This is a genomic window from Lujinxingia sediminis (assembly GCF_004005565.1).
Lineage (GTDB): Bacteria > Myxococcota_A > Bradymonadia > Bradymonadales > Bradymonadaceae > Lujinxingia > Lujinxingia sediminis.
The window spans coordinates 233257-252429 of sequence record NZ_SADD01000002.1 but is presented as its reverse complement, the minus strand read 5'-3'; the positions used below and the strand labels follow the sequence as shown (position 1 = coordinate 252429).

Annotated in this window: 13 protein-coding genes; 9 read left to right on the top strand and 4 right to left on the bottom strand. The window is 64.3% G+C overall.

Features of this window, described 5'->3' with window-relative positions; translation table 11 throughout:
- Positions 1-76: 76 nt before the first annotated feature.
- Positions 77-1663 carry a hypothetical protein gene (locus EA187_RS20330; protein ID WP_164856068.1) on the top strand — a complete coding sequence of 529 codons (1587 nt, stop codon included), beginning with the start codon at positions 77-79 and terminating at the stop codon, positions 1661-1663.
- A 303-nt stretch (positions 1664-1966) separates the two neighbouring features.
- Entirely contained in the window at positions 1967-3913 is a 1947-nt protein-coding gene (locus EA187_RS06770; RefSeq protein WP_127779694.1) for a hypothetical protein, read from the top strand.
- 216 nt (positions 3914-4129) lie between these two features.
- On the opposite strand, the gene EA187_RS06765 is transcribed toward EA187_RS06770, so the two are convergent.
- Entirely contained in the window at positions 4130-4936 is an 807-nt protein-coding gene (locus EA187_RS06765) for an ABC transporter substrate-binding protein (RefSeq protein WP_127779692.1), read from the bottom strand.
- A 235-nt stretch (positions 4937-5171) separates the two neighbouring features.
- Here EA187_RS06765 and EA187_RS06760 point away from each other — a divergent pair, with 235 nt between their 5' ends.
- On the top strand, positions 5172-7787 hold the full coding sequence (locus EA187_RS06760) for a hypothetical protein (RefSeq protein WP_127779690.1): 2616 nt from the start codon (positions 5172-5174) through the stop codon (positions 7785-7787).
- A 183-nt stretch (positions 7788-7970) separates the two neighbouring features.
- On the opposite strand, the gene EA187_RS06755 is transcribed toward EA187_RS06760, so the two are convergent.
- Both EA187_RS06755 and EA187_RS06750 read right to left on the bottom strand, forming a co-directional pair.
- Positions 7971-9590 carry an HmuY family protein gene (locus EA187_RS06755; RefSeq protein ID WP_127779688.1) on the bottom strand — a complete coding sequence of 540 codons (1620 nt, stop codon included), beginning with the start codon at positions 9588-9590 and terminating at the stop codon, positions 7971-7973.
- A 56-nt stretch (positions 9591-9646) separates the two neighbouring features.
- Positions 9647-11743: a TonB-dependent receptor plug domain-containing protein gene (locus EA187_RS06750; protein WP_127779686.1), complete on the bottom strand. Its 2097-nt coding sequence runs from the start codon at positions 11741-11743 to the stop codon at positions 9647-9649.
- A 212-nt stretch (positions 11744-11955) separates the two neighbouring features.
- Here EA187_RS06750 and EA187_RS06745 point away from each other — a divergent pair, with 212 nt between their 5' ends.
- The 4 genes from EA187_RS06745 to EA187_RS06730 are packed head-to-tail and all read left to right on the top strand — an operon-like array spanning position 11956 to position 16000.
- Complete coding sequence (locus tag EA187_RS06745; protein WP_164856067.1) at positions 11956-12984, top strand: heme/hemin ABC transporter substrate-binding protein; 1029 nt, start codon at positions 11956-11958, stop codon at positions 12982-12984.
- A gap of 2 nt (positions 12985-12986) precedes the next feature.
- The gene (locus EA187_RS06740) at positions 12987-14087 is read left to right on the top strand and encodes a FecCD family ABC transporter permease (protein WP_127779682.1); all 1101 of its coding nucleotides are present in this window, start codon (positions 12987-12989) and stop codon (positions 14085-14087) included.
- A 51-nt stretch (positions 14088-14138) separates the two neighbouring features.
- Complete coding sequence (locus EA187_RS06735; protein WP_127779680.1) at positions 14139-14963, top strand: heme ABC transporter ATP-binding protein; 825 nt, start codon at positions 14139-14141, stop codon at positions 14961-14963.
- Positions 14957-16000, top strand: a complete 1044-nt coding sequence (locus EA187_RS06730; RefSeq protein ID WP_127779678.1) for a hemin-degrading factor — start codon at positions 14957-14959, stop codon at positions 15998-16000. The genes EA187_RS06735 and EA187_RS06730 overlap by 7 nt, the downstream gene beginning before the upstream one ends.
- A gap of 223 nt (positions 16001-16223) precedes the next feature.
- Here EA187_RS06730 and EA187_RS06725 read toward each other — a convergent pair whose 3' ends face one another.
- Positions 16224-16814: a flavodoxin domain-containing protein gene (locus tag EA187_RS06725; protein WP_127779676.1), complete on the bottom strand. Its 591-nt coding sequence runs from the start codon at positions 16812-16814 to the stop codon at positions 16224-16226.
- A 799-nt stretch (positions 16815-17613) separates the two neighbouring features.
- Here EA187_RS06725 and EA187_RS06720 point away from each other — a divergent pair.
- Both EA187_RS06720 and EA187_RS21195 read left to right on the top strand, forming a co-directional pair.
- Positions 17614-18849: a DNA cytosine methyltransferase gene (locus EA187_RS06720; RefSeq protein WP_206524211.1), complete on the top strand. Its 1236-nt coding sequence runs from the start codon at positions 17614-17616 to the stop codon at positions 18847-18849.
- A complete protein-coding gene (locus EA187_RS21195) occupies positions 18846-19145 on the top strand; it encodes a hypothetical protein (protein WP_488226192.1) in 300 nt (99 codons plus the stop codon). Before EA187_RS06720 ends, EA187_RS21195 begins: the two co-directional genes overlap by 4 nt.
- Positions 19146-19173 lie beyond the last annotated feature (28 nt).

Here is a 19173-nt window from a genome sequence, read left to right as displayed (position 1 = left end):
CGCCAGAGGGGCTCGTCTTCCATGGTCGAGCTTTGTGTGACGCGTTGGTATCGAAAAATTTTGATCAGAGGATGAGATGAATCTGGACGGGAAGGGGAAAAAGTCGCGCTGGGCGATGATCTGGGTGAGCTGCCTGCTCCTCACACTGGCCGCCTGTAACGTGGATGACGGGGCGGTGATGCTCGCCGACGACGGTCCCGGGGGAGGCGAAGCCGATATCGGTGAGGGGGATTCGGGGCTTCCAGATGCGGATAAGCCCGATGCAGACAAGCCCGATGCGGAGGAGCCCGATGCGGAGGAGCCCGATACCGAGGTGGCACCGGGTTGTGAGGATGGCGTTCAAAACGGCGATGAGAGTGATGTCGATTGCGGCGGCACCGAATGTGAAGCCTGCGAGCTTGGTGAGTCCTGCGTATTCTCAGACGACTGCGCCACCGGGTACTGCACCGGCGGGGTCTGCGTTGATGAGAGCTGCGAAAATGTGAGCTGCGGGGACGAAGAAGCCTGCTACCGCGGGGTCTGCTACCTGGCGTGCGAGGAGTCAGACGCCTGCGATCCGAGCTCGCGTTGCTACCAGGGGGCCTGTATCCCCACCGATTGCTCCGAGGTGGTCTGCCGTGCTGGCGAGGCCTGCTACCGGGGCGTCTGCTACGAGGCGTCGGTCTGTAGTGAGACCTCGGACTGCCAGCCCAGCGAGGCCGGTCCCTGGGGGGAGTGCGTATTCGGCGATAACGTCTGCGCTCTGACGGGCGTGGAGTCCCGAACTGTGACGACGTTTAGTTGTGGAGAGTCGGGAACCTGTGAAATGAGCGAGGCGATCGAAGAGCGCGATTGTCGCCGCGAGCTTTCTGTCGATCAGCAGTGTGGGGAGCCGATCGACAGTGGCTGGTCGGAGTGCGTCTACGCGAGCCCCTGCGATACCACAGGTGAGCGTGTGCGCGACATCATCACCTTCGTGTGCAGCGAGGGCAGCTGCGAGCAGGTGGAAGAGCGTCTGGTCGACACCCGGGGCTGTGAGCGCGATACCATCGGAGCGATCTGCAACGCTGAGGAGGTCACTGAATGGGGCCCCTGCAGGGCCGACGTTCCCGGTGAAGTGTGCAACACCGCCGGAACACGGACGCGCGAGCGCACCGAGTACCATTGCACCGATGGGGGCTGCAGCGCATCGACGGTGACTGAATCCGAGGTCTGCGTGTTGCGTACCGCCGGGCGCGTCTGCGGCATCGGGAGGCGCCGCATCACCGACTGCATGGCGACCGGAGGCACGATCAACAGTTGTACCGAAGCGGGCCAGCAGACGACGACGATCACCACGCCGGTCTGCGGTACCACCGGTGCATGCGATCAGACGGTAACGACCACCGAGAACTCGGCCTGCCAGATCTATGTGGAGGAGGGAACCTACTGTTCCATGGCGATTCCGGTTGATTCCCGCGAGTGCGTGATGGGGCGGTGGCGAGTTTCGACCTGGGATCCGAAATGCGATGGTCAGGGAACCTGCGAAGCGATCCGCAGCACATACGATGATGGTCCCTGTATGGAGGCGCGCTGCCAGATAGGACATCCCTGCGAGACGAGCAGTGGGCAGGCGGGCTGCTGTTCTTCGGAGAACGTTTGTGTCTCCAACAGCGATCCCAACCCGGTGCCCTGCCTGATGTGATGTGCATGCTCGCCAGTACCGCGGCGCGCTGCTGATGCACAGCCCCCCTCCTGTTCCGGGAGGGGGGCTTTTTTGTTCTTGAGGCTGCAAGCGGGCGTAAAAAAAGGGAGGGGACGATGCTCTTGCATGAAGAGTCCCGTGCCCCCGGGACGAACGAATGACAAAGAACTTGAATCGAGATCGGCGCAAAGGTACTTGCGCTTTTGACAGTCAGGGCTCAACAAGCGACCCTTTTACGAGAGTGCACGCCGCCGGGCAGGCCATCCCAAGGGAAATGAATCTCATGTCGATGAGGAGAATGAAATGATTCAAAAGCTAACATGCCGTGGGCGGCGAGTCTGGGGGCTGAGTGCGCTTTTTATATTCATGATCGCCTGCAACCTCTCTGACAGTGGGCTCATTCAACCCGGACCCGAGGATGACGTCGGCCCGGATGTTCCGGTGCTGGAGGACGGTGGGGAGCCGGATACCCCCGACGCGCCAGATACCCCTGATGAGCCAGAATGCCGGGAGGGCTCCGACTGCGACTCGGGCTACTGCACCGATGGGGTGTGCGTGGACGAGAGCTGTGCCGATGTGACCTGCGGCGACAATGAAACCTGCTACCGGGCGGTATGCTATTTGAGCTGTGAGGGGGCCGATGCTTGCGACCCCAGTTCGCGGTGTTACGAAGGGGTCTGCCTGCCGCTGGATTGCTCGGCAACCACCTGCGAGAGCGATGAAACCTGCTACCGCGGGGTGTGCTACGCGGCCTGCTCCGACGCTACGAGCTGCCCGGAGGAAGGCGCCGAGTGCGTGGAGGGAAGCTGCGTGGTGGCCACCTGCACCGACGGTCTGCAAAACGGTGCGGAAACCGACGTTGACTGCGGCGGCGCCGAGTGTGATGCCTGCGCTCAAGGCAAGACATGTCTGGAGCTGAGCGACTGCCAGGCACGCGTCGAAGGGGAGTGGAGCGTCTGTGACTTCGGCGAGAACTCCTGCGCGCAGGTGGGCACCCAGGAGCGCACGGTCGTGTCGTATCGCTGTGGAGAGTCCCAGACCTGTGAGGCTCAAGATGAGGTGGAAACGCGGGAGTGCTCCCGCACGACCGATGCCGAAGCCTGTGGTGAGACGGTGGTTGGCGAGTGGGGGGCCTGTCAGGGGGCCGGGCAGCAAGGCGTGTGTTCGACCCAGGGGCAGCGTCGCCGGGTGATCACCAGCTTTGCCTGTGCCCAGGGGAGCTGTGAGGTGGTGGAAGACGAGGAGTTTGAGGCCTGCGTGCTCGAGACCGATGCGCAGGCCTGCGGCACCCCCGAGGCCGGGGCGTGGTCGGCATGCGGGGGCTTCTCCGGGACCTGTGATACCACGGGCACCCGCAGCCGTACGGTGACTTATTTTGAGTGTGGGAGCGGCACCTGCGCGGAGCGCGTCGCCTCCGAGACCGAGGCCTGCAGCCGGGCAACCCAGGGTGAGAGCTGCGGTTCGACGACCTACACGAGCTGGAGCGCGTGCGGTGGATTCAGCGACACCTGCGACACAACGGGTGAGCAGACGCGCACGGCGACCGATCGGGTGTGCAACGGTGGTTCGTGCAGCAACGTGACGCGGACTGAGACGCAGACCTGCATGCGCACGACCAACGGTGAGAGCTGCGGTTCGACGAGCTACACGGGCTGGAGCGCGTGCGGTGGATTCAGCAACACCTGCGACACGACGGGTGAGCAGACGCGCACGGCGACCGATCGGGTGTGCAGCGGTGGTTCGTGCAGCAACGTGACGCGCACCGAGACGCAGACCTGCACGCGCACGACCAACGGGATGAGCTGCGGTTCGACGACGCACGGAAGCTGGAGCGCGTGCAGCGGATTTATTGGCACCTGTGGGGAGGCCGGCACCCGCACGCGCACGGTCACGCACCAGCGGTGCTCCGGGGGCAGCTGCTCCACCGTGACCGAAACCGAGACCGGGTCCTGTAGCCGAGACACCGATGGCGGCGTCTGCGGGTTATCGGTCTGTGATGATTGGCCGCCCTTCGGTGCGTGTCTGGTCGAGCCGGACCAATGCCGGGGGGATCAGTTCCGCTCCTGCACCGACCGGCGTTGCTCCGGCGGCAGCTGTGTCGATGTGACGCGCTCCGAGAGGCGTGCCTGCGACGCCTTCGATGGCGCGACCTGTAATAACGGACGTGGTTGCTGTCAGAGCGGTAGCTGCGTTGATAACGGTGGCGGTGGCGGAGGACATCAGATCCTTTGCGAGCTTGAACCCCTCTAAGGCTCTGGCTCACGCTCCACAGGCCCTCGCCGACCCCGGTCGGCGAGGGCTTTTTTGTGCCCGAAGCGCGCGTGAAGCAGCCCAAAAAATGGGGCGCGCTTCTGCACACAGCGCGTTACGTTCTTTCACGTAAGGAACGCTTGCCTCATACGAAGGACGTCCGTATGAGGGGCGGGGGCTGCCGTTTTTTTTCGATGTTGGTGCAGTACGGCGCCCTTAGTTCTCAGCCAGTGGCCGAATGGCTGCTTCCAGGGCGTCGAGGCCCGCGCTTAAGCAGGCCGGGCCAGGCTGCAGGATGATCGCCGGGTCGAGCTCAATGATGCGCTTGTGCGCGATGGCCTCCACCTTTTCGTAGCCCGGACGCCGGCGGATGCTTTCTTTGTCGACGGGCTTGCCGCACCAGCTTGCCAGAATCAGCTCCGGGTTGGCGTTGATGATGGCGTCGTCATCGACAAAGCGCTCTTTTGCGAGTTTGCCGGTGGAGGCCTCGGCAAAGATATTCTGACCGCCAGCCAGCTCGATAAGCTCGCTGACCCACGAAATAGCGGTGATGCGAGGCTCGTCCCACTCTTCAAAGTAAACCCGAACCCGCCGCTTCGCGGCGGCGCTTCTTTCCCGCGCGGCTTCCAGCCGCGCGATATACCCCCGAGTCAGCTCCAACACCTCAGCGCGCCGATCCACAAGCGTACCCACCATCACCATCACCTCTAAAATCTCCTGGAGGCTGCGCTGATTAAAGACCGCTACCGGAAGGTTGGCCTTGATCAGATCGTGGGCCAGCTCGGCCTGAATATCCGAAAAGCCGATGATCAGGTCGGGCTTGAGCGCGGCGATCTTTTTGACGCTTCCGCCGATAAAGGCCGAAACCACCGGCTTCTCGCTTTTGGCCCGTGCCGGCCTCTCGGTGTACGCGCTGATCCCTACAATGCGCTCTTGCTCGCCGAGCAGATAGAGAAGCTCGGTGGTCTCTTCGGTCAAACAGACGATGCGTTCGGGGCTTCGGGGCAGATGCCATCGCGTCATAGGTAAGCTCCTGTGAATTGTGGCAAAACTTGTAAATTGCGCAAAATTTGCCCTAAGCTGGAAGGCAGGATTTATTCCGTCCATCGTGGAAAAATGCTTTATAGCCTGTTACGTGCGGCCGGTTCGGCGTTCGCTTCCGAGCGTGCCGTCGGACAGGTGAGAGAAGCGATCGATTCGCGGCGAGGGTCGCCGACCCATCGACCTCGAAGGTGTCATGGTTTTAGGAGAAAGGTCTATGGTTCAGTGGATTCGAGGTCAGCGTTCCCTGCAGAAGACGTGGTGGATCGCCGCAATCTTCACGTTTGTGCTCGCGTGTAATATCGACGACGGCGGAGCCCTTCGTTCCGACGATGTCGGCGATCTGGACGTAGGCCAGCCCGACAGCGGCCAGCCCGACGCCGATGCGCAGCCCGCGTCCTCGTGTGATGATGGCGAGCAAAATGGCCAGGAGAGTGGGGTGGACTGCGGCGGTCCAGCTTGCGCGACCTGCGAGCTGGGAGAATCCTGTGGGACGTCTTCCGACTGCGCCTCGGGTTTCTGTACCGCCGGGGTCTGCGTCGATGAGAGTTGCGCTGATGTGGCGTGCGCCGCCGATGAGACCTGCTACCGCTCGGTCTGCTACCTGGCGTGTGAGGATAGCGACGGCTGCGATCCGAGCTCTCGCTGCTACCAGGGCTCCTGCGTGCCCCTGGACTGCTCGACGACCGAATGCTCCGAAGGTGAGACCTGCTACCGCGGCGTCTGCTACGGCGCGTGCTCCGGCGATGAGGGCTGCTCGGAAGAGGGCGCCGAGTGCGTGGAGGGCAGCTGCGTGGTGTCTACCTGCGACGATGGCCTGCAGAACGGGGATGAGACCGACATCGACTGCGGCGGCTCCGAGTGCGAGGCCTGCGCGCCGGGCAAGATGTGTGAGCTTGGCGAGGACTGTCAGGAGCCGCTTGCGACGCCCTGGAGCGACTGCGATTTTGGCGAGGGCACCTGCGCTGAGGTCGGCACCCAGACCCGCACCGTGACCACCTCCAGCTGCGGCGACGCGATGACCTGCGAAGTCAGCGAGGAGGTGCAGACGCAGGAATGCACCCGCCAGACCGACGACCAGACCTGTGGTGAGACGGTAACGGGTGAGTGGGGCGCCTGCCAGGGCGCTGGCGAGCAGGGCGTATGCACCACCGAAGGTCAGCGCCGCCGTGTGATCACAAGCTACGTCTGCGCCGACGGTGGCTGTGAGGTTGTCGAAGAGGAAGAGTTCGAGGCCTGCGTGCTCGACACCAACGCCCAGGCCTGCGGCGCGCCAGAGGCCGGCGCGTGGAGCGCGTGCGGCGGTTTTGACAGCGTCTGCGATCAGGATGGCACGCGCAGCCGCACGGTGACCTACTTTGAGTGCGACGGCGGTGACTGCAATGAGCGCGTCGACACCGAGACCGAGACCTGCCTTCGCGCCACCACCGGGGCGAGCTGTGGTGAGGAGACGTACAGCCCGTGGAGCGCGTGTGAAGGGTTCAGCGGTGTCTGCGGGCAGACCGGGACGCAGTCGCGCACGGTGACCTATCGCGAGTGTGCGGGCGGCGTGTGTTCCACGCGCACCGCCACCGAGAGCCAGACCTGCACCCGCTCCACCAACGGCACGCAGTGTCAGGCCGATGCGACCGGCAACTGGTCGAGCTGCACGTACGCCAACTCGTGCTCCGACTCTGGAAGCCGCACGCGCACCGTCACCGAATATGCCTGTCAGGGCGGCAGCTGCGCTCAGACCTCCCGCACCGAGACCGATACCGCCGGCTGTGCACGTCATACCAACGGCATCAGCTGCGGCGGCGTAACGAACGGCAGCTGGTCGAACTGTGGTTACGCCAGTCAATGCTCGACCAGCGGTAGCCGTACGCGCACGGTGACATATCAGGAGTGCGCAAGCGGCTCCTGCTCCACGCGTTCGGTCGTCGAGACGGACACCGCCAGCTGCACCCGCTCCACCGCCGGCAACAGTTGCGAGGGGGGCGTCACTGAGACGCCCTGGACGACTTGCAGCGGCTTTGCCGACGTGTGTGACACCACCGGCACACGGTCGCGTCAGGTGACCACCCGCACCTGCTCCGGCGGAACCTGCCAGTCGAATACCCTTACCGAAAACGGGAGCTGTACGCGCACCGTGGCTCCCGGTACCACCTGTGGAGCGGGCACGACCTGGGATAGCTGGTCGAGCTGCAACATCGCCAGCGGTCAGTGCTCGGGCACGCAGACCCGCACCCGTACCGACCGCACCTGCAGCGGCGGAAATTGCCAGAGCACCAACACCACCGAGACGCAGAGCTGCAATCGAAGCAACGGCACCACCTGCGGCTCGGGCATCACCCATTCCAATTGGTCATCGTGCAGCATCGCCAGCGGTCAGTGCTCGGGCACGCAGACGCGCACCCGCACCGAGCGCACCTGCAGCAATGGCACCTGCACAAGCGCCAACTTCACCGAGACGCAGAGCTGCAATCAGAGCAATGGCACCACCTGCGGCTCGGGCACGACCTGGAATAACTGGTCGAGCTGCAACGTCGCCAGCAACCAGTGCACGGGCACTCGCACCCGCACCCGCACCGAGCGCACCTGCAGCAGTGGCACCTGCGCCAGCAATAACTTCACTGAGAGCCAGAACTGCAACGCGTCCAACGGCACCACCTGCGGTGCCACCACCTACGGCAACTGGTCGTCGTGCTCGATCGTGCCGATTTGCGAGTTTTCCATCAAAAGCCGTTCGGTCACGCGGCGCACCTGCTCAGGAGGAAGTTGCCAGACGAACACAAGCACTGAGTGGGAAGATTGCTATTATAACGCACCGAATCCCGGCCAGGATTGTCCGTGAGTTCGTGCTCCGCACCATGACCTCGGCTGCCCCGGGTGGCCGGTCGCCCTGAACAAAAACCCCCGGTGGTGCATCGCACCGCCGGGGGTTTTTGTTCAGGGCAACCTTCTGCACCTCGTCTATGAGGCACGCTCTTTGAACCTCATCGATGCCTGTGTGTTGCGGTGCAGCAGGTCTGCCTGATCAGAAATCCTTGGCGTTGGGGCCGGTGTAGGCCAGGCGAAGTTCGTAGACGCCATCGGCAAACGAGACGACGCGGACTTTGGCGTAGCCGCCATCTTGAAGCGCCACTACAAAGGTCTTTTCGGCCGGGCTCACCGTGTGGGTGGCGAAGTCGTAGTCGTACCAGTCGGCCAGCACGGGGTTGCCAGAATACTCAGCGCCGGAGGGCTGGACGGTCAGGGTTTCGTCGAGCTGATAACCCTCGGCCGGCGCTTCGAGTACGGCCTCAAAGGCTTCTTCCACGGCCAGCGCGCCCACCGAACCTTCCGGGGCGGTGGTGCCGCCGAAGGCGCGGGCCTGGTAGTTCTTAAGGCCGATATCCCAGCGCTCGCCATCTTCCACCACCTGACCCCGGGTCAGCGAGATGTTGGCCCAGCTCTCGGCGTTGGAAGCGTCGACCTCCAGGGTGATCGCTTCGACCAGGGCCTCCATGGCCTCAAAGCGCAGCTGGTAGATGCCGCCCTCGTAGCTGAGGATCTGAAGTTTGCCGTAGGTGCCGTCGGCCAGGCGCACCACAAACACGCCTTCGGCCGGGCTCAGCGTGTGGGTGCTCATATCGTAGTCAAACCAGCTGGAGAGCGCGGCGTTCTGGGCCACGGGCTCGGCACCGGGAGGGCCGGCGGGGACCTCCATCGTGTCCACCACAAAGCCGAGGGTATTGGTGGTGGTCAGCGTCTCAAAGTCGGCGTCGGCGTTGAGGGGAAGCGCGCCGGCCAGGCCCGCGCCGCTGACGCCGCTGTTGGTCTGGAAGCTGGTGCGTTTGATAGCAATATCCCAGACCAGCTCGGTGGTTGCGTCGCTGACGCTGACAGCGTCTTTGTCGACGAGCGAGACGTAGGTCCAGGCCTCGCTCGACGAGGCGTCGATGGTGAAGACACCTTCGATCGGATCTTCGGGATCTTCCGGATCTTCCGGATCTTCGGGGGCTTCGACGTCAGGCAGCGTGACCTCGCCAGTGGGCGCGGCGATGCTGTCGAAGCGCAGCGTGACAAAGCCGGAGGTACCGGCCTCATCGTAGTAGTCCAGGAGTTGCACCTTCACGTAGTCTTCGGCGTTCAGGCGCAGCACGTACACGCGATCACGGGCGCTGAGCGTGTGGGTGGTCTGGTCGTACTCATACCAGGCGCCCTCCTGCTGGAAGACCAGTCCCGGGTTCTGTCCCCGCTCATCCGGCTCGCCCTGCACATCAGTGATGTACTCGCCATCGGGAGCCCGGGTGAGCGTCTCAAAGTCCTCGCCCTCCAGAATCTGCACGCTGACCGAGCCCGGACCGCTGACCCCGCCGTTGACCAGGATCTGGAAGCGCTGCAGCGCCAGGTGCCAGTTCTCCTGGTCGAAGTCGGTGCCCTCGACGAGCTCGGCGTCGAGGAGGTTCAGGAACTGAAAATTCTCGGCATCCTGCGAGTCGATCGTGATCTGGTGCCAGTCGTACTCCTCACCGTCGGTATCCGGGTCGGTGCCGGTGTCGGGTGTCTCGGTGTCCACGTCGTCACGAAGATCGTTGGCGCAGGCGCTGGCCGTGCCGGCGATGAAGAGCGCCACAACGAGGCGCAAGAAGAGGTTTTTTGAGAGGTGGTTCATGCTGAAACTCCATCCTATTCAATAGGTTAGGGGTGGTGTATGCGAAGGGGAAAGCGTCAGTAGCGCGCGCGGATCGCGGCAAAGAGCGCCCGGGGGGCGATGGGCAAAAAGCGCGCGTCGCCCTGATTCAAGAGGTTGGTGCCGCGCAAAGACACCGAGATGTGTTCGCCGAAGTCCCGCCAGAGGTGCGCGTCGACGAGCGCGGAGGCCGGTGCGCTATCGGGCTCGGCAAGCTCGGTGGTGCCGTTGAAAAAGTAGGGGCGAGGGCTTGTGAGCCCGGCACGCAGGTTGGCTTTGAGTCCCAGGGGCAGGCGGTCTGCCCCGAGGGTTAAGCTGAGCCGATGAGGGGCGCGGCCCTCCAGAGGGCGGTCGAGCTCGCGGTCCAGGGTGTCGGTCAGCGTGTAGCCCAGCTCCAGGCGCACCCCCTTGCCGGGGCGCACGCGCAGCATCGACTCGACCCCGCGGGTGCGGGCGCTGGCGATATTCGTGTAGCTGAACACCAACGCCTGGCCCGCCCCCCCGCTCTCGGTGGTGGAGGTGCCGATGAGGTTGTCGAGCTCGTTCCAGAAGAGGTTCACCTCGACGTCGACCTGCTCAAGCGGGCTCCAGAGCGCGCCGAGCTGAAAGGAGCGCGAGGTCTCCGGCTCCAGCTCCGGGTTGCCCTCAATCACGTAGCCCACCGCCGGGTTCTCAAAGTCGAGCAAAAGCTCCTGAAAGCTCGGCGCGCGGTAGGCCATCGCCGCGCTCCCCAGCACGTTGAGTTTTTCGAAGACCTGATAGCGGGCCGAGAGGGCGGGGCTGGGATGAAAGCCGTACTGGGAGTCCAGATCGAGGCGAATGCCGGGCATCAAAACCAGCTGCTGCGCATCGCCCAGAAACCACTCATCCTGGGCAAAAAGCGCCAGACGATCGCGCTCACCTCCGCCGTCGCGAAGTCGCTCGGAGTCAAAACGGTGCAATGCCCCTTCGACGCCCACCGTCAGGATGTTGGTGTCGCTCAAAGAGCGCTCGTAGACGCTCTCGACGATGGCCTGGGTCTCGCGGCTGTCTTCGTAGCGATCGAGGGCGTCGGAGTGGCGCTGGTCGTAAAAAAACTGGTTGCGGAAGACCTGAAACGTGGCCGTGGTGCGCAGTCGGCCCTCGCCCTGGCGCTCCGCCCAGATGGTGCCCAGCCCGTCTTCATAGGCGTTGAGGCGGTCGAAGACCGCGCGTGAGGCACCGGCGTCGACCCGCTCCTGGCGGCGCACCAGATAGGATCCGCGCGCGCCCAGCTCCCAGCGCTCGCCAAGATCCGCCGCCCCGCCCAGCCCGGCCTGCGTCTCGTTATAAGAGCTTCCGGTCGAGAAGATGTCTTCTGGCGAGCGATCGTAGCCCTCGGCCTGGCGGTGGTTCGCCTCCAGGTGGGCGCGCCAGCCCTCGCGGCGCATCCCGGCGCGGCCGCCGGCCTCGATCTGGTTGCGCTGGCCGTAGCCCAGGGTGGCCTCGGCCTCATAGGGTTCTTCGCTTTTACGGGTGATGATGTGGATGACCCCGGCCATCGCGTCGGCGCCGTAGAGGGCGGAGCCCGGGCCCCGCAACACTTCGACCTGCTCGATGTTGCGGGCGTTGTAGCGATCCAGGTCGACGACACCGTTGACGCGGCCAGCCACGCGCTGCCCGTCGATCAGAATCAGCACATAATCGGAGTCCATGCCCTGCAGGCGCACGCCGGTGCCGCCCACCGAAGGCACGAGCTCCACGCCGGCCTGGGCGGCCAGAATCTCGGAGACGTTCCGGGCGCCGGAGGCCTCAATCGCCTCGCGGTCGATCACCGTGACCGGCACCGGGCTGTCTTCCACGCGCCGGGCGCGCCGGCTTCCGGTAACCACGACCTGGCCGCGGGCCCGACGCGTCTGGCGCTCGGGGGCGGCCGCATCAGAAGGGGGAGCTGTGAGGCCGGCGTCGGCGTTGGAAGGGGGGGCATCGCCGGCTTCTATGCGCTCGTCGTCGCGTTCCTCCTCGGTCGCTTCCGCGCCTGCCTCCGGGGTGTCAGCGGGCAAGGGGGCCGACTGGGCCAGTGCATAGCCCGGGCTCAAGGCCAGGCTGAACGTCAGCGCTCGCAGAAGGAAGCGGGGCGTTGAAAGGGTACGTCGAAATGTCGCGATAGGTGTCATGGTGGGTTCGCCAGGGCTGGCTCGATATTGAAAACCAATTTCAATTGGAAGGGATAATGACTGCTGAAAGGGCTGTCAAAGAGAAAATGAAATTGAGAACGATTTTCAATCTCTGCTTGAAATTGAAAGTGTTTTTCAATATCTCCGGGGTCGACCTTGAGAGAATCGCCCTCAAACGAGGCGTTTGAACGACCATGGAAAAGGACCCCAACATGAGCAATGACGCGGCAACCACCGATATGAACTCCTCCATGGCGAGGCGTGCTCGGCGCGCCGACAGCCTTCTTGCAACGCTGGCGATGATCCTGGTGGTGGCGTGCGCCGCCTCCCAGCTGGCCTGCGACTCCGGCGCTGCCGAGAGCAGCGCCGAGCCCACCTCCCAGGCCAGCACCGCCGCACACGATGGCCAGCGCGCCGAAGCCGAAGAGGCCGCCGCGGCAGAAAACGCGGTCGAAGCCGAGCGCCTGGTCGTGCTCGGCGGTCCCATCGCCGAGATCGCCTTTGCGCTGGGCGCCGGCGATCAGGTCGTCGCCGCCGACAAGTCCGCCGAATACCCGCCGGAGGCCGCCGCGGTCGCCACGCTCGACTACTACCGAAAGACGTCTGTGGAGGCCGTGCTCTCCAACCGTCCCGGGCGCGTGCTGGCCTCGGAGGGCGTGGGCCCGGCCGAGGTGGTCGACCAGCTTCAAGCGGCCGGCGTCGAGGTCACGGTGTTCGAGGAGCCCCATAACATCGCCCAGGCTCGCGAACGCATCCTCAAGGTCGGCGAGGCGCTCGGACGTAGCGAAGAGGCCCGGGGGCTGGTGGCCGAGTTCGACGCGACGCTGGAGAACGCGGAAGCCTCCGCCGCCCGGGTCGACGGGGAGCCGCGCGCGATTTTTGTCTACGCCCGCGGCCCGGGCACCCTGCTCATCGGCGGCCGTGGCACCAGCGCCGCCACCGCCATTGAGCTGGCCGGCGCGAACCTTGTCTCCGGGGTCGAGGACTTTCGCCCGATGAGCGCCGAGGGGCTGATCGCCACTCGCCCCGACGTGATCGTCATGACCGAGAAGGGGCTCAAGAGCCTGGGGGGCGTCGACAGGGTCTGGGAGCTGCCGGGCATGAGCCAGACTCCGGCGGCGGGTTTCCGGCAGGTGGTCGTGGTCGACGATCTCAAACTGCTGGGCTTCGGCCCTCGCTTCGGGGAGGCGGTCAGCGAGCTCAGCGCGGGATTCGCAAACCTTGAGCGGGCGGAGAACTAAGCATGAGCGCGGCGATCTCTCATAGCCCCGAGGTGGGCACGGCGCCCGGCGCGCGTGCCTCCGAGCGGGCGCGGCGCCGCAGGGCTTCGCTGGTCGGCCTGGGCGGAGTGCTGGCGCTGGTGGGACTTCTCAGCCTGGGCGCCGGCGCCGTCGCCATCGCTCCGGGGGAGGTATGGGCGGCGCTGATGGCGCTCCTCTTCAAGAGCGGCCAGGCCGACGCGATGCACCTGGCGGTGGTGGGCACGATCCGCGCCCCGCGCGTGCTTTTTGGCGCGCTGGTCGGTGCGACCCTGGGAGTGAGCGGCGCGGCGTTGCAGGGGATCTTTCGCAATCCCCTGGCCGACCCGGGGCTTATCGGCGTCTCCAGCGGCGCCTCATTGGGGGTGGCCTGCGCGATGATGTTCGGCGGCTCTCTCTCGGGGATGGCGGCCGGCTGGCTGGCCGGCGCGATGGTCCCGGCCGCAGGTTTCGTGGGCGGCCTCATCGCCACCTCCATCGTATATCGCCTGGCCACCCGTGGCGGCCGCACCGACGTGGCCACCATGCTCCTGGCGGGCATCGCCATCAACGCGTTCTGCGGCGCCGGGCTGGGACTTCTGATCTACGCGTCGAGCGACACCGAGCTTCGCGACTTCACCCTGTGGACCCTGGGGAGCCTGACCACCGCGAGCTGGAAGACTTTGATGCTGGCCACCCCGGTGGCGCTCCTCGCCATCGGGCTTCTGCTCTCGCAGCAGCGCCAGCTCAACGCCATGCTCCTTGGCGAGTCGGAGGCCTTTCATCTGGGCATCGACGCCGACCGCGTCAAAAAGCGCGTGGTGGCGCTGAGCGCGCTGGCCGTCGGTGCGAGCGTGGGCTTTGCGGGCATGATCGGCTTTGTGGGCCTGGTGGTCCCGCATCTTTTGAGGCTTGCCGGTGGGGCCGATCATCGCCTGGTGCTCCCGGGCTCGGCCCTGCTCGGCGCGGCCCTCCTGGTGGGGGCCGACGCGCTGGCCCGCACGGTGGCCGCTCCGGCCGAGCTTCCCATCGGGGTGATCACCTCGCTTATCGGCGCGCCCTTCTTTCTGTGGCTTCTGACCCGCCAGCTCAAAGGAGGGCGCTGATGTTTTTGGACCCGAAAAGCAAGGGCTTAGCGATGCGCGACGAGGCCAGCCATGAGTGATCTTTGCGCGAAAAGCCTGAGCGTGCGCCTGGGGGGTAACACGATCGTCGAGAACATCAGCCTCGGGGTGCGCCCCGGTGAGTTTCTGGCCGTGGTGGGCCCCAGCGGCGCCGGAAAATCCACGCTCCTCGGGGCGCTCTCCGGCGAGCTTCGTGGAGAGTCGGGGCAGGTCGAACTCGATGATCGCGCGCTGCATCGCTGGCGTCTCGACCAACTGGCCAGAAAACGCGCGCTCCTGCCGCAGTCGCCCGCGCTGACCTTTCCCTTCCCGGTCATCGACGTGGTGCTGATGGGCCGCCAGCCTCTCAACGGCGGTCAGCCCGGCCGGGTCGATGAGGTGATCGCCCGGGATTGCCTGCGCCTTGTGGGCATCGAGCACCTGGCCGAGCGCGCCTACACCACACTCTCGGGCGGGGAGCGCCAGCGGGTGCATGTTGCGCGTGTCTTAGCCCAGGTCGGCCCGGAGCGTGACGATCCGCGCTACCTGCTGCTCGACGAGCCTACCTCCCAGCTCGATGTCGCCCACGCCTTCGCCGCGCTGCGGGTCGCCCGGGAGTTCTGCGAGCTGGGCGTGGGCGTGATCTGCGTGCTGCACGATCTCAACCTGGCCGCCCGCTTCGCCGACACCATCGCCCTGATGGCTCGGGGGCAGCTTCAGGCCATCGGCGCCCCGCACCACGTTTTAACCACCGACCTACTCGCAACCCACTTCGGGGTCGACGCCGACATCGTCGACCACCCCCGCACCGGCGCCCTCCAGGTCGTCGTGCTCGGGGACCGACGCACTCACCCAGCAACGGAGGCAACACCATGCTAAACACCCACACCACCGAATCCTCGCACCTTCTCAACCAGCTCCTCGCCCTCAAAGAGAACGAGCCCACCATCCGCGCTCGCCGCGCCGCCGAGCGCCTCGGTGTGAGCGAGGGCGAGCTCCTCGCCAGCCAGGTAGGCCAGGGCGTGGTGCGCCTGGAGGGGGATTTTAAGGAGATGATCAAGGGCTTTGAGGCCTTTGGTGAGGTCATGGCGCTCACCCGCAACGCGTCGGCGGTGCACGAGGTGCACGGTCGCTACGAAGATATCTCCTTTGACGGGCAGGCTGGCCTTGTGCTCAACCCGATGATCGATCTGCGCCTCTTTATGTGGTCCTGGCATCACGGCTTTGCGGTGGAAGTTCCCTTCCGCAACGGCGTGCGCAAGAGCCTGCAGTTCTTCGACATCGACGGCACCGCCGTGCACAAGGTCTACCTGACCAAAAAGAGCGACGAGGCCGCCTGGGATTCTTTCGTTCAGGAGCACACCGCCGCCGACCAGACTCCCCACCTGGAAGCGAAGACCAAAAAAGCAAAAGACCCGGAGACTCCCGACGCCGAGATCGATCGGGAGGCTTTTGAGACGACCTGGCGCGAGCTTCAAGACACCCACGACTTCTTCGGCATGCTGCGCGAGTTCGGCGTGACCCGCACCCAGGCCATGCGCCTGGCCCCCGAGGGCTACGCCCGCAAGGTCAGCAACGAGAGCGCGGTCACCGTGCTCGAGAAGGCCCGCGAGCAGGAGCTCCCCATCATGGTGTTCGTGGGCAGCAAGGGCTGCATCCAGATCTACAGCGGCCAGGTCAACAAGCTCGTGCGCACCGGAGAGTGGTTCAACGTGCTCGACCCGGCGTTTAACCTGCACCTCAAAGACGGCGACATCGCCCAGGCCTGGGTGGTCACCAAACCCACCGTCGACGGCGACGTCACCGCCCTGGAGGTCTTCGATAAGGATGGCGAGGTCATCGCCCTCTTCTTCGGGGCCCGCAAGCCGGGGATTCCGGAGATTGGAGCCTGGCGGGAGCTGGCGCACGCGCTCTGAGGATGGTGTGCGTCGGGGGGGCTCGACCTCGACCGCGAACTCGCGAACCCCAACCGATCATTACGAATCGACCCACATCGCGAACCCCCGGCGCCCCACAACCACCTAACCACAAACCTCCCAACCCTCGCGGACCTCCTACGTCCCGCAACCACCTAACCACAACCCGCGAACCCCGACGTCCCGCACCAACTCCCAACATCGCAAACCCCCGGCGCTCCACTCACGGCGCACTCGGTGCTTCCGAGTGGGTCTGCCGGGTCGCGAGCTGGTCGATAAAATGGTCGCCGAAGGCGTCGACCGAAGCCCAGTCGGTGTACTCGTAGTCTTTACTCGTATCGAGTTTCTCGCCGCCTTCGGCCCGGCGCCCGGCCGAGCGCATGATCATGCGTTTCATAAAGCCGTAGCGCGAGAAGGGCATCGCGCCGGCGAAGGCCGCCATAAGTATCGGCTGCCAGCCGGTCGCTTCCCAAAAGACGTCGAAGTAGTGGTGCACCTCCTGGCGGCTCTCGTCGTCGTCTCCGGCCGCCGAGAGGCTCACCGAAAAGAAGGCGTTTGCCACCTGGTTCAACGCGTGACGATTCGCTTTGGCAAAACGTATCAGCGTTTTTGAGAAACGCCCGATATGAATGGAGCCGCCGAGAATCACCCCGGCGTAGGCGTCCGCAGAGAAGTCGTCGGGGATGTCGTCCACATCCAGAAGTTCGACGGGATACGCTTTGTTTTTAAAGTAGTCGGCCAGATGCCCGGCGATCTTCTCGGTCTGGCCTTCCTGGCTGCTGTAGATCAAGGCGATGGTGTTCTGGTGTGCCACGGGAGTACCTCCTTCTAAGGGGGAAGCGCGTTAAGGCATCAATGCCCGCACCCCGGAGTACAAAGGGTGCTCTGAGCGAAATCTAGGCACGGTGCCGAGCGCCCCGGTGCTCCCCAACTACCTGCCCCCCCAATCACAACCCGCGCCTCCCCGGCCGCCCACCCAAATCGACCCACATCGCGAACCCCGGCCCCTTCTCCCATAAAACACAGCATGGCGTCGGACCTGCGTTCAACAAGGCCCCTCGCGCGATGCCGGGGGCCTTTTGTGCGCGGGCTCGGAGGTGGCTCCACCTCGCAGGGGGTTGGACCCCCTCCGGCGGCAGAGGCTCTCTGGTTCCGGAGGCTTACTAAGGCTCCGATGCCAGAGGCCCTCTGGTCCCGGAGGCTTACTAAGGCTCCGATGCCAGAGGGTGTCTGGCAGGGGAGGGGGTTGGACCCCCTGCAAGGCCAGAGGGCGTCTGGCAGGGGAGGGGGGCGGACAGCCCGGGGGGCAGGGGGCGGTCCGGGCCGGAAGGCTCAGCGGAGCTCGGGCGGGGTGAAGCGTGTGGTCGGACGCACCAGTGTTTGTGGCAGTCTGTCGTGTTTCTACATTCAAAGGGTTCCGCGCCGGTCGCGCGCTACCGAACGACGGCCGACTGCTCGATCGTCTCTGGAGAATTTGGCACCGATGCGTTAGGAGCGACACGCCGGTGTTGCGGTGGACGTCCCTGGGTCGGTGTTCATATCTTCTAGGTTGGACTGACTTTGTGTTCAGTTTTTAGGATATCCCAACATCAACCCGAACTTGCAGGATAGCGATGATGGAAACAACCTTACCGGAACAGATTTCGTTGCTCTCCGAGACCGTTGAAACCTATCGGGTGGTCGATGTGTTCAGCGGATGTGGCGGGATGACGCTCGGTTTCGTCAAACCGACGTCCACGAGAGAGGAGATTCACGGCCGATTTGAGCCCGTCTGGGCTGTTGATTACGACGCGAATGCGATCGACTCGTATCGCGCGAATTTCGACGCCGATGGTGCACACTCGGTATGCGCGGATGTTCGCGAGCTTTTTGAAGCGGGCGTCGATGTGCCCGCAGCCGACGTCGTGATCGGGGGGCCCCCCTGCCAGGGGTTCTCGCTGTTAAACAAGAAAAAAGCGGGCGATGAGCGGCGCGAACTCTGGTGGTACTTCATGGAGGCGGTGCGGCTATCGGGAGCCCGAGTCGTCGTCATGGAGAACGTCCGTCAGCTCATATCCTCGCCGGAGTTTCAGCAGATCCTTGAGCGCCTTCGTGAGCTGGGTTTCGCTCACGTCACGGCGCACGTGCTGACGGCGGCGGATTATGGTGCGCCCCAGCTGCGTCATCGCACGATTTTGATGGCATCTCGGGTGGGCCCCATCTCGCTTCCTCGCCCCTCCCACCTGAATCCAAGTGTGTTGAAGAACGTGTCTGCTCAACGTCGTGAAGAGCTGGGTCTTCGGCCCTGGCGAACGGTTAAAGACGCGATTGGAGATTTGCCTGAGCCGGAAGGCGACGTCGTTAAACGACGAGGGGTCCATGACCTGCATGTAAATCGTAATCCGACCGCGAAGAGCATGGAGCGCTATAAAGCAGTGCCTCCCGGCGGGAATCGATTTGATCTGTTGGCCAATCGACCTGATATCACGCCGAATTGCTGGAAAAAGAAGAAGTCCGGCGGCACCGATCTCTTCGGGCGTCTGTGGTGGGATAAGCCCTCCGTTACCGTCCGGACCGAGTTTTATAAACCGGAGAAAGGGCGGTACCTGCACCCGGTCCAACATCGGCCTATAACCCTGAGAGAAGGGGCGAGGCTCCAGTCTTTTCCAGATGACTTCGTGTTTTGCGGAAAGGCACGCAATGCGCTCTCCACTCAAATTGGAAATGCGGTGCCCCCACTACTTGCCGAGGCCATTGCGAATGAAGTTCAGCGCACGTTAAGTGGACAAACGACAAAAACATACGTGGATAACACGAACGCTCTTTTTCAAGAGCTCTTGGGTGAAGATGTAGGTAAAGGTTATTTATGAGTGAGCGTCGTACTTCGGAGGAGCTGCGCGCACAGCTTCTCGAGTTGCTAGATGCGTTTGAACACGAGCTTCAGAACGACGATCTTCGCGCCCAGGTTCGGGCCCTGGTACCAGCGCAAGCGGCTCTGGGCAAATTGGGGACCTCTTTGCTTCAAAGTGAATCGGCACGGGGGCGGATATTGGAGTATTTGCAGCACTATCCGCGCCAGGTCGTTTCTGGACAAGAGCTTAAGGCTGTTGCCGGGATCAGCGAGTGGGCGCGCAGGGTTCGCGAGTTACGAGTGGAACAGGGGTAGCCGATTGTTAGCGGCATAACGGCGAGGG

What these genes read in the sequence shown, in the direction of transcription:
- EA187_RS20330 (WP_164856068.1), top strand. Translation starts at nt 77, where the DNA reads ATGAATCTGGACGGGAAGGGGAAAAAGTCGCGCTGGGCGATGATCTGG.
- EA187_RS06770 (WP_127779694.1), top strand. Translation starts at nt 1,967, where the DNA reads ATGATTCAAAAGCTAACATGCCGTGGGCGGCGAGTCTGGGGGCTGAGT.
- EA187_RS06765 (WP_127779692.1), bottom strand. Translation starts at nt 4,936, where the DNA reads ATGACGCGATGGCATCTGCCCCGAAGCCCCGAACGCATCGTCTGTTTG.
- EA187_RS06760 (WP_127779690.1), top strand. Translation starts at nt 5,172, where the DNA reads ATGGTTCAGTGGATTCGAGGTCAGCGTTCCCTGCAGAAGACGTGGTGG.
- EA187_RS06755 (WP_127779688.1), bottom strand. Translation starts at nt 9,590, where the DNA reads ATGAACCACCTCTCAAAAAACCTCTTCTTGCGCCTCGTTGTGGCGCTC.
- EA187_RS06750 (WP_127779686.1), bottom strand. Translation starts at nt 11,743, where the DNA reads ATGACACCTATCGCGACATTTCGACGTACCCTTTCAACGCCCCGCTTC.
- EA187_RS06745 (WP_164856067.1), top strand. Translation starts at nt 11,956, where the DNA reads ATGAGCAATGACGCGGCAACCACCGATATGAACTCCTCCATGGCGAGG.
- EA187_RS06740 (WP_127779682.1), top strand. Translation starts at nt 12,987, where the DNA reads ATGAGCGCGGCGATCTCTCATAGCCCCGAGGTGGGCACGGCGCCCGGC.
- EA187_RS06735 (WP_127779680.1), top strand. Translation starts at nt 14,139, where the DNA reads ATGAGTGATCTTTGCGCGAAAAGCCTGAGCGTGCGCCTGGGGGGTAAC.
- EA187_RS06730 (WP_127779678.1), top strand. Translation starts at nt 14,957, where the DNA reads ATGCTAAACACCCACACCACCGAATCCTCGCACCTTCTCAACCAGCTC.
- EA187_RS06720 (WP_206524211.1), top strand. Translation starts at nt 17,614, where the DNA reads ATGATGGAAACAACCTTACCGGAACAGATTTCGTTGCTCTCCGAGACC.
- EA187_RS21195 (WP_488226192.1), top strand. Translation starts at nt 18,846, where the DNA reads ATGAGTGAGCGTCGTACTTCGGAGGAGCTGCGCGCACAGCTTCTCGAG.